Annotated in this window: 20 protein-coding genes and 1 riboswitch; of the genes, 12 read left to right on the top strand and 8 right to left on the bottom strand. The window is 40.4% G+C overall.

Annotated features, from left to right (window positions below; translation table 11 throughout):
• The first annotated feature begins 32 nt into the window (after window positions 1–32).
• Window positions 33–209, top strand: a riboswitch (Lysine riboswitch).
• A 219-nt stretch (window positions 210–428) separates the two neighbouring features.
• Window positions 429–1,991: a Na+/H+ antiporter NhaC family protein gene (locus CDZ94_RS10245; RefSeq protein ID WP_096436718.1), complete on the top strand. Its 1,563-nt coding sequence runs from the start codon at window positions 429–431 to the stop codon at window positions 1,989–1,991.
• 703 nt (window positions 1,992–2,694) lie between these two features.
• Window positions 2,695–4,032, top strand: a complete 1,338-nt coding sequence (locus tag CDZ94_RS10240) for a sodium-dependent transporter (protein WP_096440733.1) — start codon at window positions 2,695–2,697, stop codon at window positions 4,030–4,032.
• Between the two features lie 276 nt (window positions 4,033–4,308).
• Here the strand turns inward: CDZ94_RS10240 and CDZ94_RS10235 are convergent, their stop codons facing one another.
• Complete coding sequence (locus tag CDZ94_RS10235; protein WP_096436716.1) at window positions 4,309–5,313, bottom strand: M23 family metallopeptidase; 1,005 nt, start codon at window positions 5,311–5,313, stop codon at window positions 4,309–4,311.
• A 518-nt stretch (window positions 5,314–5,831) separates the two neighbouring features.
• Here CDZ94_RS10235 and lipA point away from each other — a divergent pair.
• A complete protein-coding gene (lipA, locus tag CDZ94_RS10230; RefSeq protein ID WP_096436714.1) occupies window positions 5,832–6,710 on the top strand; it encodes a lipoyl synthase in 879 nt (292 codons plus the stop codon).
• Between the two features lie 157 nt (window positions 6,711–6,867).
• Here lipA and CDZ94_RS10225 read toward each other — a convergent pair whose 3' ends face one another.
• The gene (locus CDZ94_RS10225; protein ID WP_096436712.1) at window positions 6,868–7,500 is read right to left on the bottom strand and encodes a YhcN/YlaJ family sporulation lipoprotein; all 633 of its coding nucleotides are present in this window, start codon (window positions 7,498–7,500) and stop codon (window positions 6,868–6,870) included.
• 136 nt (window positions 7,501–7,636) lie between these two features.
• Here CDZ94_RS10225 and CDZ94_RS10220 point away from each other — a divergent pair, with 136 nt between their 5' ends.
• Entirely contained in the window at window positions 7,637–7,927 is a 291-nt protein-coding gene (locus tag CDZ94_RS10220) for a YutD family protein (protein WP_096436710.1), read from the top strand.
• 234 nt (window positions 7,928–8,161) lie between these two features.
• Here CDZ94_RS10220 and CDZ94_RS10215 read toward each other — a convergent pair whose 3' ends face one another.
• Window positions 8,162–8,428, bottom strand: a complete 267-nt coding sequence (locus CDZ94_RS10215; protein WP_096436708.1) for a DUF3055 domain-containing protein — start codon at window positions 8,426–8,428, stop codon at window positions 8,162–8,164.
• A 53-nt stretch (window positions 8,429–8,481) separates the two neighbouring features.
• Window positions 8,482–9,453: a class II fructose-bisphosphatase gene (gene glpX, locus CDZ94_RS10210; protein ID WP_096436706.1), complete on the bottom strand. Its 972-nt coding sequence runs from the start codon at window positions 9,451–9,453 to the stop codon at window positions 8,482–8,484.
• A 209-nt stretch (window positions 9,454–9,662) separates the two neighbouring features.
• Between glpX and CDZ94_RS10205 the strand changes: the two genes are divergently transcribed.
• Both CDZ94_RS10205 and CDZ94_RS10200 read left to right on the top strand, forming a co-directional pair.
• The gene (locus tag CDZ94_RS10205; RefSeq protein WP_096436704.1) at window positions 9,663–10,112 is read left to right on the top strand and encodes a DUF86 domain-containing protein; all 450 of its coding nucleotides are present in this window, start codon (window positions 9,663–9,665) and stop codon (window positions 10,110–10,112) included.
• Window positions 10,113–10,153: 41 nt separating this feature from the next.
• Window positions 10,154–10,924, top strand: a complete 771-nt coding sequence (locus CDZ94_RS10200; protein WP_096436702.1) for a TIGR01457 family HAD-type hydrolase — start codon at window positions 10,154–10,156, stop codon at window positions 10,922–10,924.
• Between the two features lie 155 nt (window positions 10,925–11,079).
• On the opposite strand, the gene CDZ94_RS10195 is transcribed toward CDZ94_RS10200, so the two are convergent.
• Window positions 11,080–11,577, bottom strand: coding sequence for a phosphatidylglycerophosphatase A family protein (locus CDZ94_RS10195; protein WP_232735701.1), 498 nt, complete (start codon window positions 11,575–11,577; stop codon window positions 11,080–11,082).
• Window positions 11,578–11,773: 196 nt separating this feature from the next.
• Between CDZ94_RS10195 and yutH the strand changes: the two genes are divergently transcribed.
• Complete coding sequence (gene yutH / locus CDZ94_RS10190) at window positions 11,774–12,808, top strand: spore coat putative kinase YutH (protein ID WP_096436700.1); 1,035 nt, start codon at window positions 11,774–11,776, stop codon at window positions 12,806–12,808.
• Window positions 12,809–13,092: 284 nt separating this feature from the next.
• A complete protein-coding gene (locus CDZ94_RS10185; RefSeq protein ID WP_096436697.1) occupies window positions 13,093–14,085 on the top strand; it encodes a 2-hydroxyacid dehydrogenase in 993 nt (330 codons plus the stop codon).
• A 93-nt stretch (window positions 14,086–14,178) separates the two neighbouring features.
• On the opposite strand, the gene CDZ94_RS10180 is transcribed toward CDZ94_RS10185, so the two are convergent.
• On the bottom strand, window positions 14,179–14,418 hold the full coding sequence (locus tag CDZ94_RS10180; RefSeq protein WP_096436695.1) for a NifU family protein: 240 nt from the start codon (window positions 14,416–14,418) through the stop codon (window positions 14,179–14,181).
• Between the two features lie 207 nt (window positions 14,419–14,625).
• Between CDZ94_RS10180 and CDZ94_RS10175 the strand changes: the two genes are divergently transcribed.
• The gene (locus tag CDZ94_RS10175; protein ID WP_096436693.1) at window positions 14,626–14,964 is read left to right on the top strand and encodes a YuzD family protein; all 339 of its coding nucleotides are present in this window, start codon (window positions 14,626–14,628) and stop codon (window positions 14,962–14,964) included.
• A 385-nt stretch (window positions 14,965–15,349) separates the two neighbouring features.
• Here the strand turns inward: CDZ94_RS10175 and CDZ94_RS10170 are convergent, their stop codons facing one another.
• The gene (locus CDZ94_RS10170) at window positions 15,350–16,420 is read right to left on the bottom strand and encodes an NAD(P)/FAD-dependent oxidoreductase (RefSeq protein WP_096436691.1); all 1,071 of its coding nucleotides are present in this window, start codon (window positions 16,418–16,420) and stop codon (window positions 15,350–15,352) included.
• Window positions 16,421–16,661: 241 nt separating this feature from the next.
• Here CDZ94_RS10170 and CDZ94_RS10165 point away from each other — a divergent pair, with 241 nt between their 5' ends.
• The 3 genes from CDZ94_RS10165 to dapF all read left to right on the top strand — a co-directional run bounded on the left by CDZ94_RS10165 (window position 16,662) and on the right by dapF (window position 18,208).
• Window positions 16,662–16,898: a YuzB family protein gene (locus CDZ94_RS10165; RefSeq protein WP_096436689.1), complete on the top strand. Its 237-nt coding sequence runs from the start codon at window positions 16,662–16,664 to the stop codon at window positions 16,896–16,898.
• Window positions 16,899–17,063: 165 nt separating this feature from the next.
• A complete protein-coding gene (locus CDZ94_RS10160) occupies window positions 17,064–17,309 on the top strand; it encodes a hypothetical protein (protein WP_096436687.1) in 246 nt (81 codons plus the stop codon).
• Window positions 17,310–17,338: 29 nt separating this feature from the next.
• The gene (gene dapF / locus CDZ94_RS10155; RefSeq protein WP_096436685.1) at window positions 17,339–18,208 is read left to right on the top strand and encodes a diaminopimelate epimerase; all 870 of its coding nucleotides are present in this window, start codon (window positions 17,339–17,341) and stop codon (window positions 18,206–18,208) included.
• A 90-nt stretch (window positions 18,209–18,298) separates the two neighbouring features.
• Here dapF and mqnE read toward each other — a convergent pair whose 3' ends face one another.
• Window positions 18,299–19,393 carry an aminofutalosine synthase MqnE gene (gene mqnE / locus CDZ94_RS10150; protein WP_096436683.1) on the bottom strand — a complete coding sequence of 365 codons (1,095 nt, stop codon included), beginning with the start codon at window positions 19,391–19,393 and terminating at the stop codon, window positions 18,299–18,301.
• Between the last annotated feature and the right edge of the window lie 194 nt (window positions 19,394–19,587).

Genomic DNA, 19,587 nt, shown 5'->3' with positions numbered 1-19,587 from the left:
GAATCGATTATAGTAATACCTCATCACGTTGTGGGTGAGGTAGAGGCGCGAAGGTTATGAATATGTATCAGGAGAATGGACATCTACGAACGATACAAAAAGGGATCTTTGCCGAAGCGGGTAATTTGTCCAAAACTACCTAGCTGGGGTTGTATTTAAAAAATGCAGCACTGTCACTCGGGAAACCGTAGTGGAGAACTACTGACTCATTTCTTGTTGGGGATCGCTAACCTTGTTTATTAAGGTAACGTTGGAGATCCGTCCGGCGTTGCCTTTTTTTAATGGAAAAATGTTTGAAGTTCTCAGAAGTGACCTTATAACCTATCAAATGATTGTTGAGCTACTTTCTTAAGATGCTGAATAGGGAAGCACTCTTTTAGCAACCTAAATGGACAACCTATACATTATTTTATCGAGGAGGAACAATTATGGACCACGGTGCATTATCTTTACTGCCACCGATATTAGCATTAATTATGGTGATGATTACAAAGCGGGTTCTGCTTTCACTAGGAGTTGGAATCATTGTCGGGGCTCTCATGGTCAATCAAACAGAAGAAATGTTTGTCAATGAAGCACTCGCTCAAATCATTGCTATTGTTACTGGCATTTTCTACGTTCCAGGGGAAGGTGTGAACACATGGGAATTTTACATTCTATTATTTTTAATTATTCTTGGTATCATTGCCTCATTGATTACGATCACAGGAGGCAGTCGCGCGTTTGGTGAATGGGCGTTAAGCCGAGTGAAAACGCGAATGGGTGCTCAATTTGTTTCAGCATTTCTTGGAATTTTAATTTTTATTGATGACTACTTTAACAGTTTAACAGTAGGGAATGTGAGCCGTCCTTTGACCGACCGTCATCGTATTTCACGTGCGAAACTAGCCTATTTGGTTGATTCAACGGCTGCACCTATGTGCGTGATTGCTCCGGTATCAAGCTGGGGGGCTTATATTATTACGATTATCGGATCGATTCTCGTTACTCATAGCGTCACACAATATGAAGCACTTCAGGCGTTTTTAATCATAGCGCCTATGAACTTTTATGCGATTTTCGCCGTGTTGCTTGTTTTTGCCGTTGCCTATTTCCGTCTTGACTTCGGACCTATGCGTGTCCATGAACAGCGCGCGATAGAGACAGGTGACCTAGTAGACCATGAAAAAGGTGCAATCCCTGGAGAGAGTGAAAATGGAGAGCCGGTTGTCAATGGAAGAGTAGGTGACCTAGTGTGGCCAATCATCACATTGATTGTCGCAACTGTTTTATTCATGGTTATTACAGGAATTCAGGCAACTGAAGGAACAGCTAGCTTGTTAGCTACATTTGAAAATACTGACGTAGCTGCTTCACTTTTATATGGCGGATTGATAAGTCTTGTTGTGACGATTGCAATTGCCTTTATGAGAAGTGTGCCTGTAAAAGATTTCGGCGTCGGACTATGGGCTGGTGTAAAATCGATGCTTCCAGCTATCTACATTTTAATTTTTGCATGGACGATTATTGAAATTATTGGTGCTTTAGGTACAGGGGAGTATTTAGCTGAGGTAGTAAATGGGAACATGAATCTCGCTTACTTGCCTGCAGTACTCTTTTTACTCGCTGGGTTTATGGCCTTTACCACAGGAACTTCCTGGGGGACTTTTGGGATCATGCTACCGATTGCTGGAGAAATTGCAGCACAAACAGATATAACCTTATTGCTTCCGGTATTAGCAGCAGTATTGGCAGGAGCTATTTTTGGAGATCACTGCTCACCAATTTCAGATACAACGATACTATCCTCAACTGGGGCGGGAAGTCATCACATTGACCACGTGCTTACACAGCTTCCGTATGCCTTGTTAGTCGGTCTGATTACAGTAGTTGGCTTCTTAGTCTTAGGCTTCACTGGAAGCTTACTGATTGCTCTTGCAGCGGCTCTCGCAGTTTTTGTGGCTATCGTATTTGTCTTGAAATTAATCATAAAACCGTTAACGGCAGATTAAAATGGCCTGGCCTAAGAGGGGGTGACCTTTCTTGGGTCAGGTTTTTTCTAGAGAAAGTTTAGCGCGACAGCTACCTTCACGCTGCTCGTTCTTGAGCCTTAAAAACATACGGCGGAAGCTAACGCTGTTTTAATAAAAGACCAAATGCGGTTTTTTTGTACTTTAGGAAAGTTTAACTTCTGTAAAGGAATAAAGTATAAGCGCAACTAAGGCTTGGCGGTAAGCCAAGTTTTCTTTAGAGTTCAGAAAGTAAAAAAAATCTACGTTTCAATGTCTAGCTTCAGGCGCCATCGGATCGTTTATTTCTTCGGGTACCCGGTCGCCTTGCGCTTTTTCTTAGAATGGTGACTAATTAAATTAATATTCTAATACAATATTTTCTTACTCTTTTGTAGAGCTAGAACACAAAATGTCATGGTAAAATTAATGAGGAAATACTATGTAATACCAAGTATTTTTTGAGTCTTAATATAATATGACCTAGCCAAGTTATTTTATATTTCAGCTTTTGTAGAATTTTGCAAAAATATCTTTACAAACTCAGATAGGCATTTTATAATAAGACCACATAACCAATTATGAGCATGGGGAGGTTGTGAAAAGGGGACAATTTTAGTCATTCTTTTGTACTAAAAAGTCAGAAAATACGAAAAACTCAATGTTTATAAAAGGTAGAGAGAGAAAGGAGTTTTCAACAATGAGTATGGGTCGTGAAAGATGGGGAACAAAAGCGGGTTTTATTCTAGCTGCGGTAGGTTCTGCTGTCGGGTTAGGTAATATCTGGCGTTTTTCATATGTCGCTGGTGACAGTGGAGGAGCCGCATTTTTACTTATTTATATTTTATGTATTTTCCTTGTTGGTTTACCAGTCTTATTGGCTGAATTTTCAATCGGTCGTAGAGGTCAGCAGGATGTCATTGGTTCTTTTAATACCATTGCACCACAAAAACCATGGGTGTTAGGTGGTATTCTAGGAGTTGCCTCATCCTTTTTAATTTTATCCTTTTACGGTGTTATTGCCGGGTGGGTTATCTTTTTCTTATATAGTTATTTAACGGGAGCAGCTGGCGCTGTTGGTGCTGGTGAATATGGAGACTTTTTTGGAGAATTTATCGGAGGCTCTGTAGGTCCGGTATTTTGGCAAGTCCTATTCATGACAGTAGTTGTCGGGATTGTTTTCTTTGGTATTAAGAAAGGAATTGAACTTTCTAATAAAATCTTCATGCCATTATTAGCCGTTATTTTAATTTTCTTAGCAGGTTACAGTTTAACATTGGACGGTGCTGCAGACGGACTTGCGTTTTTGTTCCAACCTGACTGGGGAGCATTTGGAGATCCTAGTGTATATTTAGCAGCTATAGGACAAGCGTTCTTTACGTTATCACTTGGGATGGGGGCTATGATAACTTACAGTAGTTACTTGCCTAAGGAAACACGGCTTCCAAGTGCAGCTGGAACAGTTGTGGTGTTTGATACGTTATTTGCCATCATTGCGGGTCTCGTGATTTTTCCAGCGGTATTTACATTCGCTAACTTGGAGCCTTCTGATGGTCCGGCATTAATCTTTATTACCTTGCCTGAGGTTTTTAATCAAATGGGCGGCGGAGGTACGATGTTTGGGATTCTCTTCTTCTTCTTAGTGGCGATTGCGGCTTTGTCATCAGCGATTTCACTTCTCGAAGTAAGTGTTTCTTATGCGATGCGTAAGTTCAATTGGAATCGTAAGCTTGCTACCGTTGTTGTAGGTGGTATTGTTACGCTCGTCGGTATTCCTTCAGCTTTAAGTCAAGGTGGTCCATTAACTGACTTTACAATTTTCGGGCATGCCTTCCTCGATGCCGTAGATTTATTAACAGATCGTTATTTCCTTCCACTTGGTGGCTTAGTTATTGCTCTGTTTGTCGGTTGGGGATGGAATAAGAGTGAAGCTTTAAGAGAAACAGGTCTTACAGATTCTGTACTTGGGAGCATCTGGATTTGGTTCCTGCGAATTGTTGCTCCACTTGGTATCGCGTTAATCTTAATTATCAACTTTTTGTAATATAAATTAAAAAGGTCGTCTCCTTAAAATTGGGGGCGACCTTTTTAATTTTGTAAGAATTTATAGAGCGACCGAGCACAGGTCGTATCCTATAAAGGTTGGAAATTCCATTCAAAACATGCGAGCTGACGCTGTTTTTAATAAAAGACTGCTATGCGGTTTTTCTTATAGTCAGAACACATTTCGATGTCTAGCTCCAGCGGTGAAGTGTTAGCCTTGTCAACTTCTATGTGCAAAATTCATATGTGCCGGGTCTGTCCTTAGTCGCTTGAGCTTTTATTTTTTCCTACTGGCTTGTCGTTCTGCTTTTTCCCATGATTTAAGCGATGGGTAGGGATCAAAGGACCATTCGAAATAGCCGTTATCTTTGTACATACCATAGTGGAGGTGAGGAGGGAATTTTCCTTGGGTACCTGGTTTCCCGTATCCAGAGCTGCCCACATATCCGAGAACGGTTCCGGGTTCAACGATGGTGCCCCGCTGCATACCTTTTTCAAATCCGGTTAAATGTGCAAAGTAATGATATACGTTACTCGTATCGCGAATACCAATGCGCCAACCACCAAATTTGTTCCACCCTTTTAATTCAACGATACCATAGGTAGTTGCTCGCACGGGAGTACCGTGACCAGCAAAGAGATCTGTTCCTTCGTGGATTCGACGACCGCCCCACCCGCGTGTGTCACCCCACGTATTTCTGTAGCTGTAATTATAGTTAAGAGGTAGTGGGAACATCCGTTTACGAAGGTCAAGTGTGTTATAAGTTCGATACACATTCGCATGACCAGTAATCAACTCAATCGCTTTGTCTCTTTGATAATAATCCCATAAGCCGATTCGCACACTGTCTTTGTCAGTACCAAAGTTAGCTAAATAGTCGGCAAAAGTGAAAAGAATATCCTCGTCATTTTTTTGGTCTGCTTCTCCATCTCCATTCCCGTCTTTCCCTACCCCATCAAAAATTGAGAGCGAGACTGGATTTGTATCTTCTTGGTTAGGGTTTTCTATTCCACTCCATTTGTCTGAGGGAATAAGAATGCCAATTAGCCCCTCGTCATCAGGTAAATCCTTTCTTGCTCGCCTTAGCCCTCTTTCATAACTATCTACACCTGCCAGGTAATACCACGGAACTCCGGTAATCGCTTCAGTTTTTTTATATAACGCCATGCGTTCTTCATAAATTTGTTCTGAAGACATGTCCTCTAAGTTAGCGAAGATGCTTGTGGGACAGATGATTAGAAAAAGAACCGAGAGAAGAAAAAGTAATGAAGCTCGTTTCATTGGTGAAATCTCCTTTCTAAAAGATCGTTTTCAACAACCGAAGAAATGATAAAATTAAATCGTGTTATTTTTAAAAGATGGCTCTGTTAAAGCTTGTTGTTGATATTGTGACATCGCTATCGGAGGACGCTTTCCGCGGGCAAACTTTTCAATGCATTTCTCTAACAACACCGAACTTTAACAGAGCCTAAAAGATAAGAATTTATTGAGCGGGCAGCTACCTTCACGCCGCTCGTCTCAAGGGAAAAGCATCCTTGAGACTTTAAAACATGCGGCGGAAGCTAACGTTGTATGCGGTTTTTCTTATTGCCGAAATATGTTCATCATGTATATAGTTTTGGGAAAAACAGTGGAAAACCATCCCGACAAATCCTTCCAATAAGCCGTCCCTTTGAGATTTCTAGGTTTTCATGTTAAAGTTACTAATGGTAATATTGAAAATTGGAATACTGATGATATGCTGTTCAACATTTTTGATTTATGGGAGTCAAAGATATTAAAGCAGGAGAGTGAACTTCATGGCTAAAAAAGAAGAATATATTCGTAAGCCCGAATGGCTTAAAATAAAACTGAATACGAATGAGTCTTATACTGGACTTAAAAAGATGATGCGTGAGAAGAAATTACATACTGTTTGTGAAGAAGCCCGCTGTCCAAACATTCATGAATGCTGGGCTGTTCGTAAAACCGCCACTTTTATGATTTTAGGAGATATTTGTACCCGTGCGTGTCGTTTTTGTGCTGTGAAAACAGGCCTTCCAACTGAGCTTGATCTCGAAGAACCAGAACGAGTAGCAGAATCTGTAGAACAAATGGGATTAAAGCATGCCGTTATTACAGCCGTTGCACGTGACGATTTAAAAGACGGCGGTGCTCAAGTATTTGCTGAGACGGTTCGTGCCATTCGTCGTAGAAATCCAAATACAACCGTCGAAGTACTACCTTCCGATATGATGGGAAGGTTTGAAAACTTAGAAACACTGATGGATGCAAAACCAGATATTTTAAACCATAATATTGAAACCGTTCGCAGTTTAACTCCACGTGTTCGAGCTCGTGCCACGTATGAGCGCTCTTTAGAGTTTTTAAAGCGAGCAAAAGAAATGCAGCCTAAAATCCCGACTAAATCAAGTATTATGATCGGGTTAGGTGAAACGAAGGAAGAAATTATTGAAACAATGGACGACCTAAGGGCAGCCAATGTTGATATTATGACAATTGGCCAATATTTGCAGCCTTCGAAAAAGCACTTGAAAATCAAAAAGTACTGGACTCCAGAAGAGTTTGCGGAACTTAAGGAAATTGCGATGAGTAAAGGCTTTAAACATTGTGAGTCAGGTCCTCTTGTTCGTTCTTCTTACCATGCAGACGAACAAGTCAACGCTGCTGAAAGTTAATGTGTAAAATAGCAAAAAGCTGGCTTTACAAAGTTGAAACATACTTTTAAAGCCAGCTTTTTTAGAGTGTATAGTTTTTTGTTACAAAGATGATGTCATCATCCCTATATCAATAGATCGCCGAAAATATCATGTAAGGTAATGAAAGTTTTTTTGATTAACTCATGTCATCATTATCGTTATAGTGTAATTCATCCTCGCTGATCGATTCACCTTGCGGATATTGTTTGAATTGTTCAATGGTCTGTTCTAAAGAATCTTCGTATTCATCAGATTCTGGAGATAAACCACCGAAACGTTCAATTTCATCCATCATTGTCATATCATCGCTGACGTACACTTCGTAATAGGAAGGTACGACAGAAAGCGCTGTTTTCTTTACTTGGTCAGCTACATCGTTACGGTCGAGATTGTTAGTATCCTGAGCTTCGTACACCATTAATACTTGATCTGAAGTTACGAGCACACCACAGTCTTCAACACTCGGAATGACTGCCGCCATTTCACTAATACTGTTTGCCAGTAGCTCACGGTCATAAACAGCATAGCCCGGATATTTCTCTTCCTGAGCATTTGCTTTTGAGTTACGGACAAAACCGAACTCTAAATATTGATCATGATCTGCAGACTCACGATTGATGACATTATAGCCTTCAGTTGTGTTTTGGCTTCTCATCATCATAGGATTCCATTGTCCATCGCGAGTTTCGTTTGTTTGATCCATTTCTCCACCACAACCTGTTGCGGCGAGTGCTGACACAAGAGCTAACGTTATTACACGTTTCATCATTTTCCACCTCCTAATCAGTAGGGTTCACCATAACCTACTACCTTAAGAGCGGTAATTTGTGGTGGCTAATTGGGAAAAACATTGAAATTTTCTTTAAAGTAAGGCAAGATAAAGAGAGTAAAGTGAGGTGTCAGAGATGATTCGTGTCCAGGGAAACCAATACGAACTTGTAGAAAACGTAAAAGAGGGCTGGGTGGAAGAAGATTTTAAAGGACGTTATAGTGATGTTTTGAATAAATATGATTACATTGTCGGAGATTGGGGTTATAACCAGCTGCGTTTAAAAGGATTCTTTGACGACCAGCACCGCAAGTCTCCATCTGAATCTAAAATCAGCTCTTTACCCGAATATTTATATGAGTACTGTAATTTTGGCTGTTCTTATTTTGTTATAAAGAAGGTAAAAGAAAAAAGGAAATCTTCATAGAGGTTTTCTTATAAGGCTGTTTTCGTAAGGTTTGTTGTTTTTGGAGCGTTTTTTTCAACTCAAAATGATGTTACGGACAAATGAGCTTGCCCTCCGCGATCATTTGAGTTGAACTCTCACGCTGAAAAACTGAAAAATATATAACAAGCATTTATAAAAAAGCTTTTTATAAAAAACAGCCACCACATTTTGAAAAGTGGTGGCTGTTTATTTACCTTTAAATTGCAACTGAAACTATATGACTTCGTATAAAAATTGCCTGAGCTCATTTGCTTCGTCTGCACTAAGCTGAAAAACATGTTCCAAATAGCCAGGTTCGTCAAGGTCGTCGGTGCCGATAATCGCAAATCGATTGGAAAGCGTGTTCATGACAAGCTTTTTGCCATAGTATCTTGATGTTGTTGTAATCGCTAAATCAAATCGTTGTTCTTCGCCCATAAAACTTACATAACGCGTTTTAGTATCCTCTTGATCGTTATAAAGATAAAAGCGTTCTGACAATTTCGCTCACCCCTTCCGAGCCATTAACAGAACCGACCTAGCCTTTGAACCAACTATTCCGGCATAACGAGGTGCGGCTTCTGATTCAGGCGGTGTGTGGCTTTAATATACCTTACTGTGCCTGTTTTTGCACGCATAACAATTGAATCAGTCTCTACAAGGTCACTGCCTAAAAACCGTACGCCTTCTAATAGTTCTCCTGTTGATACACCTGTAGCCGCGAAAATGGCGTCGTCACTTTTTACTAAGTCGTGAAGTTGAAGAACACGTGACGTGTCTTCTAAGCCCATTTTATTACAGCGCGCTTCTTCGTCAGCATTCATTGGAACAAGGCGGGCTTGCATGTCGCCTCCTAGTGTTTTGATGGCAGCAGCTGAGATGACACCTTCTGGAGCTCCACCGGTACCAACGAATAGATCGATTCCTGTTCGAGGCATCGCAGTAGCAATACAAGCACCTACATCACCGTCGCCGAATAAGGTTACACGCGCCCCTTTTGCACGAATACGTTCGACTAATTCGGCATGGCGTTCACGTTCTTGAATAATCACTGTAACATCACGAACTCGCTTATCGTTCATTTTGGCAACGATATCAATCGTTTTTTCAATCGGATCATCTAACCGGATGAGTCCAGCTGCTTCAGGCCCTACAACAATTTTCTCCATATACATATCAGGGGCATGAAGTAAGGCACCACGATCAGCTATGGCAATTACCGCCATGGCATTCGGATGGCCTTTTGCAACGATACTCGTGCCTTCTAATGGGTCTACTGCGATGTCGACTTCAGGACCATTGCCTGACCCAAGCTCTTCACCGATATAAAGCATAGGGGCTTCATCTAATTCCCCTTCGCCAATGACGACAGTTCCTTGCATGTTCACAGAGTCAAACATTGAACGCATGGCACTTGTTGCTGCATCGTCTGCTTCATTTTTCAAACCGCGTCCCATCCATTGAGATGATGCTAAAGCGGCTGATTCAGTAACACGCACAATTTCTAATGCTAATTCTCGATCCAAGTTAATTCCTCCAGTTGTATTATTAACATATAAATGCGTTGCTCTACGATCGTTCTCTTGAGCGAGTGTAAAAAACGAAGCAATCCCTCATCATAATAACAAAAAATACGTACTAAATAAATCATAATCGGGTTATTTTGTGAAAGATTTATTTGGTAAATGCTAAATGTGTTATACTAATTCGAGATTATTAAGGATAGGTGATGACCATGTATTTTGTTGATAGAGAGTTAATTGAAAAGCGATTAATTTATTTAGAAAAGCTGCTAAGTCATATGGCAGATCAGCATCATCAAGATCTTAACAGTTCTGCCCTTATTTTAGAGAGAGCCGGTCACATGATTATTGAGACGATGATGGACGTTGGAAACCAAATGATTGATGGGTTTATTATGAGAGATCCGGGTAGTTTTGAGGATATTGTGGAAATACTCCTCGACGAACGCGTCATTCAAGAGGAAGAAGGAAAAGAAATAAAACGCCTGTTGCCTTGGAGAAAAACATTGCTCCAGGATTATACAGATATTGACCATCAGAAGCTACAGTCTGATTTTGAAAAGGGGATGCCAGTTCTCCTTCGTTTCCCCGGAAAAGTGAGGATGTATTTGGAAAATGAGCTTGGCCCAGTTTCTGCATTTTTACCTCATAAAACCGATTAACCACCAAAAGCTTAAACTCATATTAAGGAGGTTGCAGTTCGATGAAAAAATATCGAGGGTACTTAATAGATTTAGATGGAACGATGTATAGAGGTTCAGAAAAAATTGAAGAAGCTGCGTTGTTTGTAAATGAGTTAGCTAAAAGGAACATTCCTTATTTGTTTGTCACGAATAATTCTTCAACAACAAGGGAGAAAGTAGCGGATAAGCTTGTCCAAATGGGGATCCCGGCTACAGCGGATCATGTTTTTACAACAAGCATGGCTACAGCGAATTATTTAGTGGAAAAAAAACCGAATGCTTCCGTCTATACGATTGGAGAAGAAGGGTTAAAGACAGCCCTTGAGGAGAAAGGGTTTCGTTTCGCGGAAGAAAACGTTGATTTTGTCGTCGTTGGGATCGATCGTAACATTACATATGAAAAACTCTCAGTTGCTTGTCTAGCCGTTCGAAATGGTGCTGCTTTTATTTCTACAAATGGTGACGTGGCTATTCCGACGGAGCGAGGGTTATTACCAGGGAACGGAGCGTTGACTTCGGTCATCACTGTTTCAACTGGTGCAGAACCTATTTTTATTGGCAAACCAGAACCGATTATCATGAACCAAGCCCTTGAAGCACTCGGGACACTTAAAAATGAAACCGTTATGGTAGGAGATAATTATGATACTGATATTCTAGCTGGTATTAACGCAGAGATGGATACGATTATTGTTCATACAGGAGTTACCTCAAAAGAGCAGCTTCCAAATTATAAAAAACAACCAACTTATTCGATCAATGGATTAGATGAGTGGAAATTTTTTGATTAAATTCAAGGCTAATGGAGTAAAAAAAGGGACTTCAAAAGGTGAAATTTTGTTATTTTAGCTCGCTGTGAGCTCATTACAGCGAGCATCAGGTGATAGAGCGAGGGGACTTGATTTTTGAGCTATCCGGCCTTTGAGATACCAGAGATACCCTTTTCTTATTCTGTTGACTCTTGACTGTGAGCAAGCCGGCTCGAAGCAGCTGCGGCAATTGCCCCGACAATGTCATCTAAAAACGTATGACAGCCATTTTTCTTATCATTTAAATATTTTAATATTCCTGGCTTTTCTTTATCAATATACCCATAGTTCGTAAACCCGATGGAGCCATACACATTTACAATAGAAAGGGCTACGATTTCATCGACACCATATAGTCCTTCATCACGCTCAATAATGCCTTGTAAAGGAGCTTCTAATTTTCCTTCTTCGGCCAATTTATCTAACTGGATCCCGGTTAAAATTGCATTTTGTACTTCTCTTTTTGCAAGGACCCGGTCCACATTACTTCGGCATAAATCCATGGTTAATTCTGGGTAATATTTAACTTGCAAAAAATATACAAGCTCTGCTACATCTTCAATTTTCACTCCACGTTCATGAAGCCATTTTCTAGCTACTTTTTCTACTACATCCATTTCTCTCTTTTCAACCATCGTATCATCACCTTCAATTATCTTTTGGAAAAGTATATGAAGACAGGGGTAGAAATGTGTCCCTCATTTTTCATTCTATAGTTTGGACTTTATGTACACTTTTTACTCGGTGGTTTGTAAGATAGGCCATTATCACAAAACGGATGGAATGATCATAGTTTATTGGAACAGTGTTTGAAGAGGAGGGGGGAAAAGGATGCTTGAACGATCGTTGTTTGACCATTACAGATTATATGCAGAAGGGGTTATGCATACATTTAGCGAGACGATTATTGAAGCAAATGGAGAACAGTATATATTAACTCCAGTTCAATATGATCAGGATCAACTGCAGCAGCAATCAGAGATGGGGCAATGGTTACAATCGCAAGGGGAAGAGGGTATTCCTGAACTTGTCAATACGGAGTACGGCAAACCCACTGTTGACCTTGATGGTACTGTAATGGGCTTGTATCGACTGCCCTCTAGTAAAAAAGTGATCAGAGCCAGTGCACCGCTCGGAAGAAAACTGGCAGCTTTTCATCAGAGAGGCCAGTATTATAGCATGCAATCAAGAAAGAAAGGGGTACTAGGAGCTCAATCATGGAAAGGACGTTGGGAAAGGCGCCTTGACCAAATGGAGTCCTGGTATTCACAATTATTACGTGAGAGGGTCAAAACACCATTTGATCAAACATTTTTGCTTACTTACCCGTACTATATGGCTTTAAGCGAAAATGCCATTCAATTAATGAATGATATTGCGATTGATGACGGTATCGGTTCTATGGGGCAAGGAAATACGATTTGCCACCGGCGGTTTAACGAAACGACCTGGTTAACTGTGGATGAACGCCACCCATCTTCCATTAAAGTCCCCGGCCAATTCATTATTGACCACTTTACCCGAGACTTAGCAGAATGGCTTAGGGAAGATTTTCGAAATAACTTTAGTGATTACCGGAACATGGCTACTCAGTTTCCAGAGATTATATCTGCCTATGAAGAAGAGCGACCGCTAACGACTGTAGATCGAAAACTCATGATCGCCCGGTTGTTGTTCCCTTTACATTACTTTGAAATTATTGAAACCTATTATCAGACCGTTGATGAAGAAAAGAAAGTGTCACTTGAAAAGGAATTTTTAAAAGCTATTGAACATTCCGGGAATTATGAACGAAAAGTATCCGAGGTCATCCGCTACTTGATGGATGATCGCTCTCGCATGAGGCTTCCGGTCTGGTTGGAATAAGAAAAGGACAGTATTTATCGCTGTTCTATTATTCAAAGATAACTTTCAGCAAACAGTTCCCTTCACGTCGCTCGTCACAAGGGTAAGGTATTCTTGGGACTTAAAAAACGGCAGCTAATGCTGTTTAAGACCGCTGCGCTATGCGGTCTTTCCTAAAAGTTAAGAAAGTATCAAAATCTACGTTTCGATGTTTAGCTCCATCGCTTTATCTTCAGCAAAATAGATAGTCCTTCTTTTTTTAAAAACCTATAAGACGTATACTAAAGAGAAAGGAGGGAGATTTAATGGACAAGAATAGACCTTATATATTTATCACAAGGAAGCTGCCGGAGAATACAATTGCTCCTTTAAAAGAGTTTGCAAAGGTCGTGGTATGGGAAAAAGAAGATGAACCTGTTCCGAGCGACCACCTCATTGCAGAAGCAAAAAAAGCAGATGCGCTACTTACAATGGTAAGTGACCGCATTGACAAAGAAGTTTTAAAAAGCGCTAAAAATTTAAAAGTAATTTCAAATATGGCTGTAGGCTATGACAACATTGACGTGAGCGAAGCGACTAACAGAGGTATTCTTATTTGCAATACGCCTGACGTGTTGACAGAAACAACAGCAGATCTAACATTTGCGTTATTAATGGCCACTGCTCGTCGTTTACCTGAAGCGGTGGATTACGTGAAAGAAGGACATTGGGATCAATGGGGACCGATGCTGTTAGCCGGAGCAGATGTTCATCATAAAACGATCGGCATCGTAGGAATGGGGAGAATTGGAACAGCAGTGGCTAAACGAGCAACCGGATTTGATATGAACATTCTTTATTTTAACCGCTCTCGTAATCGTGAAGCCGAGACAAAAGTAGGAGCGAAGTATGCTTCCTTTGATAACCTACTACAACAAGCGGATTTCATCGTCTGTTTAGCTCCCTTAACATCTGATACGAAACATCTTTTTACATACGATTCGTTCAAAAAAATGATGCCCACAGCTCGGTTCATTAACGCTTCTCGAGGTGGATTGGTGGACGAACAAGCACTCATCTCTGCGCTTGAAGAAGGACAGATTGCCGGAGCTGGTCTTGATGTATTTGAAAGTGAACCGATTGACAACAATCATCCGCTGCTATCATTTCCTAACGTCGTAGCACTTCCTCACATTGGTAGTGCCAGTGTTGAAACGAGAGAAGCGATGGCTAAGTTAGCGAGTCAAAACATTGCAGAAGCCTTAAAGGGAAAACGGCCTAAAGCACTAGTCAATCACGAAGTGTATGAAGAAGAATAATCTCCTGTCATGGATTGTCACCAAGCTTTAAACCTCCTTAAGGTACAAAAAAGCCTCTGCTTTTTGAATAGCAGAGGCTTTTCTCGACGTTTATTAGAATACTTGTTCTAGTTCTTTTACACCAGGTACTTCTTCAAGTAGAGCACGTTCAATACCTGCTTTAAGAGTGATTGTTGAACTTGGGCAAGAACCACAAGCACCCATTAACCGTACTTTTACTACACCTTCATCGATACCGACGAGTTCAACGTCTCCTCCATCACGGAGTAAGAACGGACGAAGTTTATCTAACACTTCTTGTACTTGTTCTTCCATGCTAATTTCTGTTGCCATTCGAAAACACTCCTTTCTTTATCTTTCATTATAATATCCATACGTCAAAAAATCCATGAACGTGCTTGAATTTTTATATTTCCAACTGGAAAATCCACCCTAGCCTATTTAATGGAGATTCTCGGTGAGTATAACTGAAATATATGTTAAAATAAAGTTATAAGAAGTTTTCTGAAAATGTAAACGTTTACTGAGGGGAGGCTGTATATTTTGTCATCTATTACTATTACTATATATGGAGCTGAGATAAAATGTGCCAGCTGCATTCATTTGCCATCAGCTTTTGAGACGAAAGAGTGGCTAGAAGCGGCGATTATGAGGAAATTTCCAGACCAAGCCTTCAATTTTATCTATTGTGACATTGATGCACCACAAGGAGAAGAACAGTCGAATTATGCCGAACGGATATTAGACGATGAATTTTTCTATCCTCTCGTTGTTCTCAACGGTGAAGTCGTTGCTGAAGGTAATCCAAAACTTTCCGTTATTTATAAAAAAATTGAGGATATTCAATCTGAAGATAATTTCTCACAAGCTTCCAGCTAAGCATCTGAATAACACAGCTTGAAGTGAAAGATTTCTGAAGTTGGAATTGGGCTGCTCTGCGTACTGGATGAATTTCTAAACGAGGTAAATAAAAAACTATTGAAGATAAAGAAAACTGTCTCTAAAGATAGAGGCAGTTTTCTTTATTTTTAATAAAAGACCGCTATGCGGTTTTTCTTGAGAGTTAAGTATAAAAACTTACGTTTCGGTGTCTAGCTCCAGGCGCCATCAACTCGTGTCAAATAGCCTGCCCGACAAAAGTAAAAAGCACTTTTTATCGGACAGAACATTTACATGTCGTCGGGTAAGGGTGCCTTGCGCTTTTCTTATAAAAAGGGTTAAAAAAAGAAGCGATCCTTTTAGAGGACAGCTTCTCATTCATTTGTCATGATCCTGAGTGATGTTTATACATCCAAAGAACCCCTGATTTCAGCACACGAGGAACTCGACCTGTAATTGGCTTTTCACCCATAAGCCCGAAGCCATGTTTTTTCCCGAGGGAGCCTAAAACGCCTTTTAGCTTTATGCGCGGCAACTCATCGGGCCAAGTTTCACCATTCCATTTTTGCTGAAGCAGCATGGCAATTTGTTCTGCTTGAGCCTCAGCAAGCTGAGCACTAGGTGCTTGCTCAAGGCGTGCGCAGTCTCCTACAACAAAGACGTTTTCATAACCAGGTGCATGATGGTGCTTTGTGACTTTAACTCGGCCTTGGGTATCTTTGTCTACATCCAATTGACGTACGATTTGGTTCGCTTGAATTCCAGCTGTCCAAATAATGGCATCAGTGTTGATAGGCTCGTCGTGGTTATAAAGAATATTTTCTTCGACTTTTGTAATATTAGCCTCGTTAATAATTTCAATATTATTTTCTACTAGCCATTCTGTAACGTAATTATAAAGCTTAGCCGGGAACATGGATAAAATGTTCTTCCCACGGTCAAATAATTTTATATTTAAATCTGGTCGGCTTTCCCGAAGCTCACTAGCCAGTTCAACGCCGCTTAACCCACCACCAACGATGGCTACGGTTCCGTTATTGTGGATTCCTTGCAGAACTTGATATGTCTTTCGGGATCTTCTCATCGTTTGAATGCTTAACGTATACTGGTCTGCTCCAGGCACACCGTGGTATTTATCCTCACAGCCGAGTCCAATGACTAAATCATCAAAAGGGAGTTCCTCTCCATTGGCTAAAGCAACGACTTGTTTTTCCAAATTAACTTCGGAAACGGCTTCATACTTCAGTTCAAGGCGAACGTCATTTGGAAAAGAAATACGGAGGTGTTTGTCAGCTACAGTACCAGCAGCTAATGCATAAAATTCTGTTTTCAAACTGTGGTATGCTTCTTTTTCAATTAATGTTATGTTTGTATCATTCATGTCTTTAGACGCTAGTAGACGCTGTATGACCCTAAGACCGCCATACCCACCGCCTAAGATAAGTAAATTCCGCACACGATCAGCCTCCTCTTTGATGTGTGGACTTCTATTTCACGTGTGGTAACATAGGTCACTGTGATTAGTTAAGTACACGTTGAAAAAATATGTAAACGTTTTAGTACGATTAAATTTTATCAATTTTTTGTCGAAATAACAACATTTTTAAGAATATTTTAGGCAACTAAAAAGCATACATGTTGACATTAAAAAAGTGAGACGATAGGATTATGGTTGACCATCGAAGAGGTGATACGAATTGAAACCCATTATCGAATTTTGCGTGAGTAACTTGGCAAGCGGAACGCAAGAGGTGAGAGAACGACTTGAACGCGATCCGAACCTCGATGTTATCGAATATGGTTGCTTAAGTTTTTGTGGGCAATGTGCAAGATCACGATTTGCTCTTGTGAACGGAGACATCGTAACTGGAGATACAAATGACGAGCTTTATGATAACATTTATAAATATCTTGAAGAAAACCCGATGTTTTAGCATCTTTTACCCCTTCGCCTTACACTCGTGGTAAGGCGTTTTTTCGTGTATTATTCTATTATATAATGAGTAAGAAATTAAGAGCATTAATTAAGATGCTATTATTTGTTAAACGAAGCAATGTTGGTTAGCAGCCTAACATTTAAACTTGAGGAGGAAAAACGGATGAAACCCATTCCTTTTGATCATACATGGCCATATGAAAAACTAATGGGAGATATTTATGTATCAACTTGCCCGTATTGCGGAGAAGAAAATGTCCTTACAAATATGAAGCTTCGCGACTTAGAGCGAGCAAAAGAACAAGTTAAGCAACGATTGAATATGCCGTGCTGTCTTAAGACTATGGTTATCTTAGAAGCTGATGAGGATTACTTTTGGACAACAGAACCGCTAAGAAAACAGAGTTAATAAATCAATTGACGGACAGGAGGGTCCAAATGACAATAAAATTTACGAAAATACATGGGCTTGGAAATAATTACATTTATGTAAACGAATTTGACGTTCCCTTAGTAGAAGAAGAGCTTTCTTCGCTTGCAATCGAAGTAGCGGATCAGTATGAGGGTATCGGATCCGATGGTTTAATTTTAATTGGCCCTTCAATGAAAGCTGATGTACGGATGAGAATCTTCAATAACGATGGATCAGAAGCAAAAAATTGTGGGAACGGTCTACGTTGTGTAGCGAGATATGCTTATGAAAGAGGTCTTGTTAATGAAAAAAAGAACATGACGATTGAAACAAAAAGCGGAGTTGTGACAGCAGAAGTGCATGTACAAGAAGAAAGTGCACCAGAGGTTACGGTAAACATGGGGAGACCTGTATTAAACCGGGAATGTATCCCAATGAAAGGGAATCCTTCATCACAAGTGGTGGCAGAGCCTTTTCATGTTGAAGGAGAAGAGCTATCTCTTACAGCGGTATCGATGGGAAATCCTCACGCGGTGTTTTTTCTTCCTAACATTGACGAAGCACCTCTAATCACGCTCGGGCCGCGTATTGAAAAAGATGCCCGCTTTCCTGACTGGGTTAACGTAGAGTTTGTAGAAGTCGTTTCCCCTGGGGAAATCCATTTTCGCGTATGGGAGCGAGGTTCAGGAGTAACTCAAGCGTGTGGAACAGGAGCCTGTGCAGCCGCAGTCGCTTCGATTTTAAATGGACATAGTAAAAAAAATGAAAACATTGTCGTTCATTTAGCAGGTGGAGACTTAACAATTCGTTGGGATGAAAACGACGAAGTCTGGATGCGGGGCCCTGCGGAAGTGATCTGCGATGGCGTTTATTATCCGAAAAAGAAGCGAGTATAAGTGAAATCAGAAAAAAGCTGTTGTATGTTGACGAACCCAAAAACCCAATACCAAAAAAAGAAACCCGGCTTACCTAAGCCGGGTTTCAAATTAATATTCTTTAATCACATTGTAGAACGTGTCTCGTTCAACTGGGTTTTTGTTAGCACCTTTGATTAAGTGAACCAACTCTTTACGAGTAAGCCCTTGAGACGTGAGGGCGCCGGCAGAATGAGAAATTCTTTCTTCAATCAGTGTGCCGTGAATATCAGAAGAACCAAAGGACAAGGCCAATTGCGTAAGCTGAGGTCCAATGTTAATCCAATAAGCCTTAATATGATCAAAATTATCGAGCATTAAACGGCTAATGGCGATTGTTCTTAAATCATCATAAGCTGAAGTTCTTCTTGTTAAGCTCGCATTTACACTTTTCGGTTGCATCGCTAGTGGAATGAAAACCATAAATCCATTTGTTTTATCTTGAAGCTTACGTAGGCGGTCCATATGAATCAAGCGTTCTTCCTTTGTTTCAATGGAGCCGTAAAGCATTGTCGCGTGTGTTTTTAAACCTAGTTCGTGTGCGAGTTCATGAGCTTCAAGCCATTCATCAGTAGACGCTTTTTCAGGACTCATCTTTGCACGATAACGTTCAGTTAGAATTTCTGCACCGCCCCCTGGGAGAGTGTCGAGACCTGCATCGATAAGCTCTTGGAGAACTTCTTTCATAGAAAGGCCGGAAATACGAGAGAAAAATTCAATCTCTGCACCAGTGTAAGCTTTTACGGTACATTGTGGATAATGCTTTTTCAATGTACGGATCGTGTCTAAGTAATAGTCAAATGGAACTTCGTTGTTATGTCCCCCAACAATGTGGAATTCGCGGATATTATCGTTCCAACGGTCCTCCACGTATTTAAGAAGGTCTTCCTCGTTCATTGTATAGGCACCCTCTTCGCCGGGTTTACGCTTAAACCCGCAAAAGGCACAACTCGCTTCACATACATTGGTAGGGTTGATATACATATTTTCGATAAAGTAAACATTCTTACCGTTTTTACGCTCATTTACTTGGTTTGCAAGCTGAGCAACGGCAAGGTAATCATCGGTTTCATATAATTTCAAACCGTCTTCAATTGTGAGCCTTTCTCCATTTTGAACTTTGTCTTGAATGTCTTTTAACTGCTGATCCATCAACAAGACTGACATGGATTCTCCCCCATTCTTATGTAAAATGTTTATCTATCGGTTCCTGTAATTACTCTTCAGTGAACGCATTTCGTAAATCGAAAGTCTTCGTCTATCATATCATCATTTTCTTAACCGTGTAAAACAGTAATACTTGGGAAGTGAAATGTGGAAATGTAGAACGAATGAAGGTTCTGCCTATTCAGTTTCAAGAT

The sequence above is a fragment of the Alteribacter populi genome, from assembly GCF_002352765.1.
In the GTDB taxonomy this organism is placed as follows: Bacteria; Bacillota; Bacilli; order Bacillales; family Salisediminibacteriaceae; genus Alteribacter; species Alteribacter populi.
This window is presented reverse-complemented; position numbering and strand designations above follow the sequence as displayed.

Excerpts from the sequence above, each read along its gene's own strand:
- CDZ94_RS10245 (WP_096436718.1), top strand. The coding sequence starts at position 429 with ATGGACCACGGTGCATTATCTTTACTGCCACCGATATTAGCATTAATT.
- CDZ94_RS10240 (WP_096440733.1), top strand. The coding sequence starts at position 2,695 with ATGGGTCGTGAAAGATGGGGAACAAAAGCGGGTTTTATTCTAGCTGCG.
- CDZ94_RS10235 (WP_096436716.1), bottom strand. The coding sequence starts at position 5,313 with ATGAAACGAGCTTCATTACTTTTTCTTCTCTCGGTTCTTTTTCTAATC.
- lipA (WP_096436714.1), top strand. The coding sequence starts at position 5,832 with ATGGCTAAAAAAGAAGAATATATTCGTAAGCCCGAATGGCTTAAAATA.
- CDZ94_RS10225 (WP_096436712.1), bottom strand. The coding sequence starts at position 7,500 with ATGATGAAACGTGTAATAACGTTAGCTCTTGTGTCAGCACTCGCCGCA.
- CDZ94_RS10220 (WP_096436710.1), top strand. The coding sequence starts at position 7,637 with ATGATTCGTGTCCAGGGAAACCAATACGAACTTGTAGAAAACGTAAAA.
- CDZ94_RS10205 (WP_096436704.1), top strand. The coding sequence starts at position 9,663 with ATGTATTTTGTTGATAGAGAGTTAATTGAAAAGCGATTAATTTATTTA.
- CDZ94_RS10200 (WP_096436702.1), top strand. The coding sequence starts at position 10,154 with ATGAAAAAATATCGAGGGTACTTAATAGATTTAGATGGAACGATGTAT.
- CDZ94_RS10195 (WP_232735701.1), bottom strand. The coding sequence starts at position 11,577 with ATGGTTGAAAAGAGAGAAATGGATGTAGTAGAAAAAGTAGCTAGAAAA.
- yutH (WP_096436700.1), top strand. The coding sequence starts at position 11,774 with ATGCTTGAACGATCGTTGTTTGACCATTACAGATTATATGCAGAAGGG.
- CDZ94_RS10185 (WP_096436697.1), top strand. The coding sequence starts at position 13,093 with ATGGACAAGAATAGACCTTATATATTTATCACAAGGAAGCTGCCGGAG.
- CDZ94_RS10180 (WP_096436695.1), bottom strand. The coding sequence starts at position 14,418 with ATGGCAACAGAAATTAGCATGGAAGAACAAGTACAAGAAGTGTTAGAT.
- CDZ94_RS10160 (WP_096436687.1), top strand. The coding sequence starts at position 17,064 with ATGAAACCCATTCCTTTTGATCATACATGGCCATATGAAAAACTAATG.
- dapF (WP_096436685.1), top strand. The coding sequence starts at position 17,339 with ATGACAATAAAATTTACGAAAATACATGGGCTTGGAAATAATTACATT.
- mqnE (WP_096436683.1), bottom strand. The coding sequence starts at position 19,393 with ATGTCAGTCTTGTTGATGGATCAGCAGTTAAAAGACATTCAAGACAAA.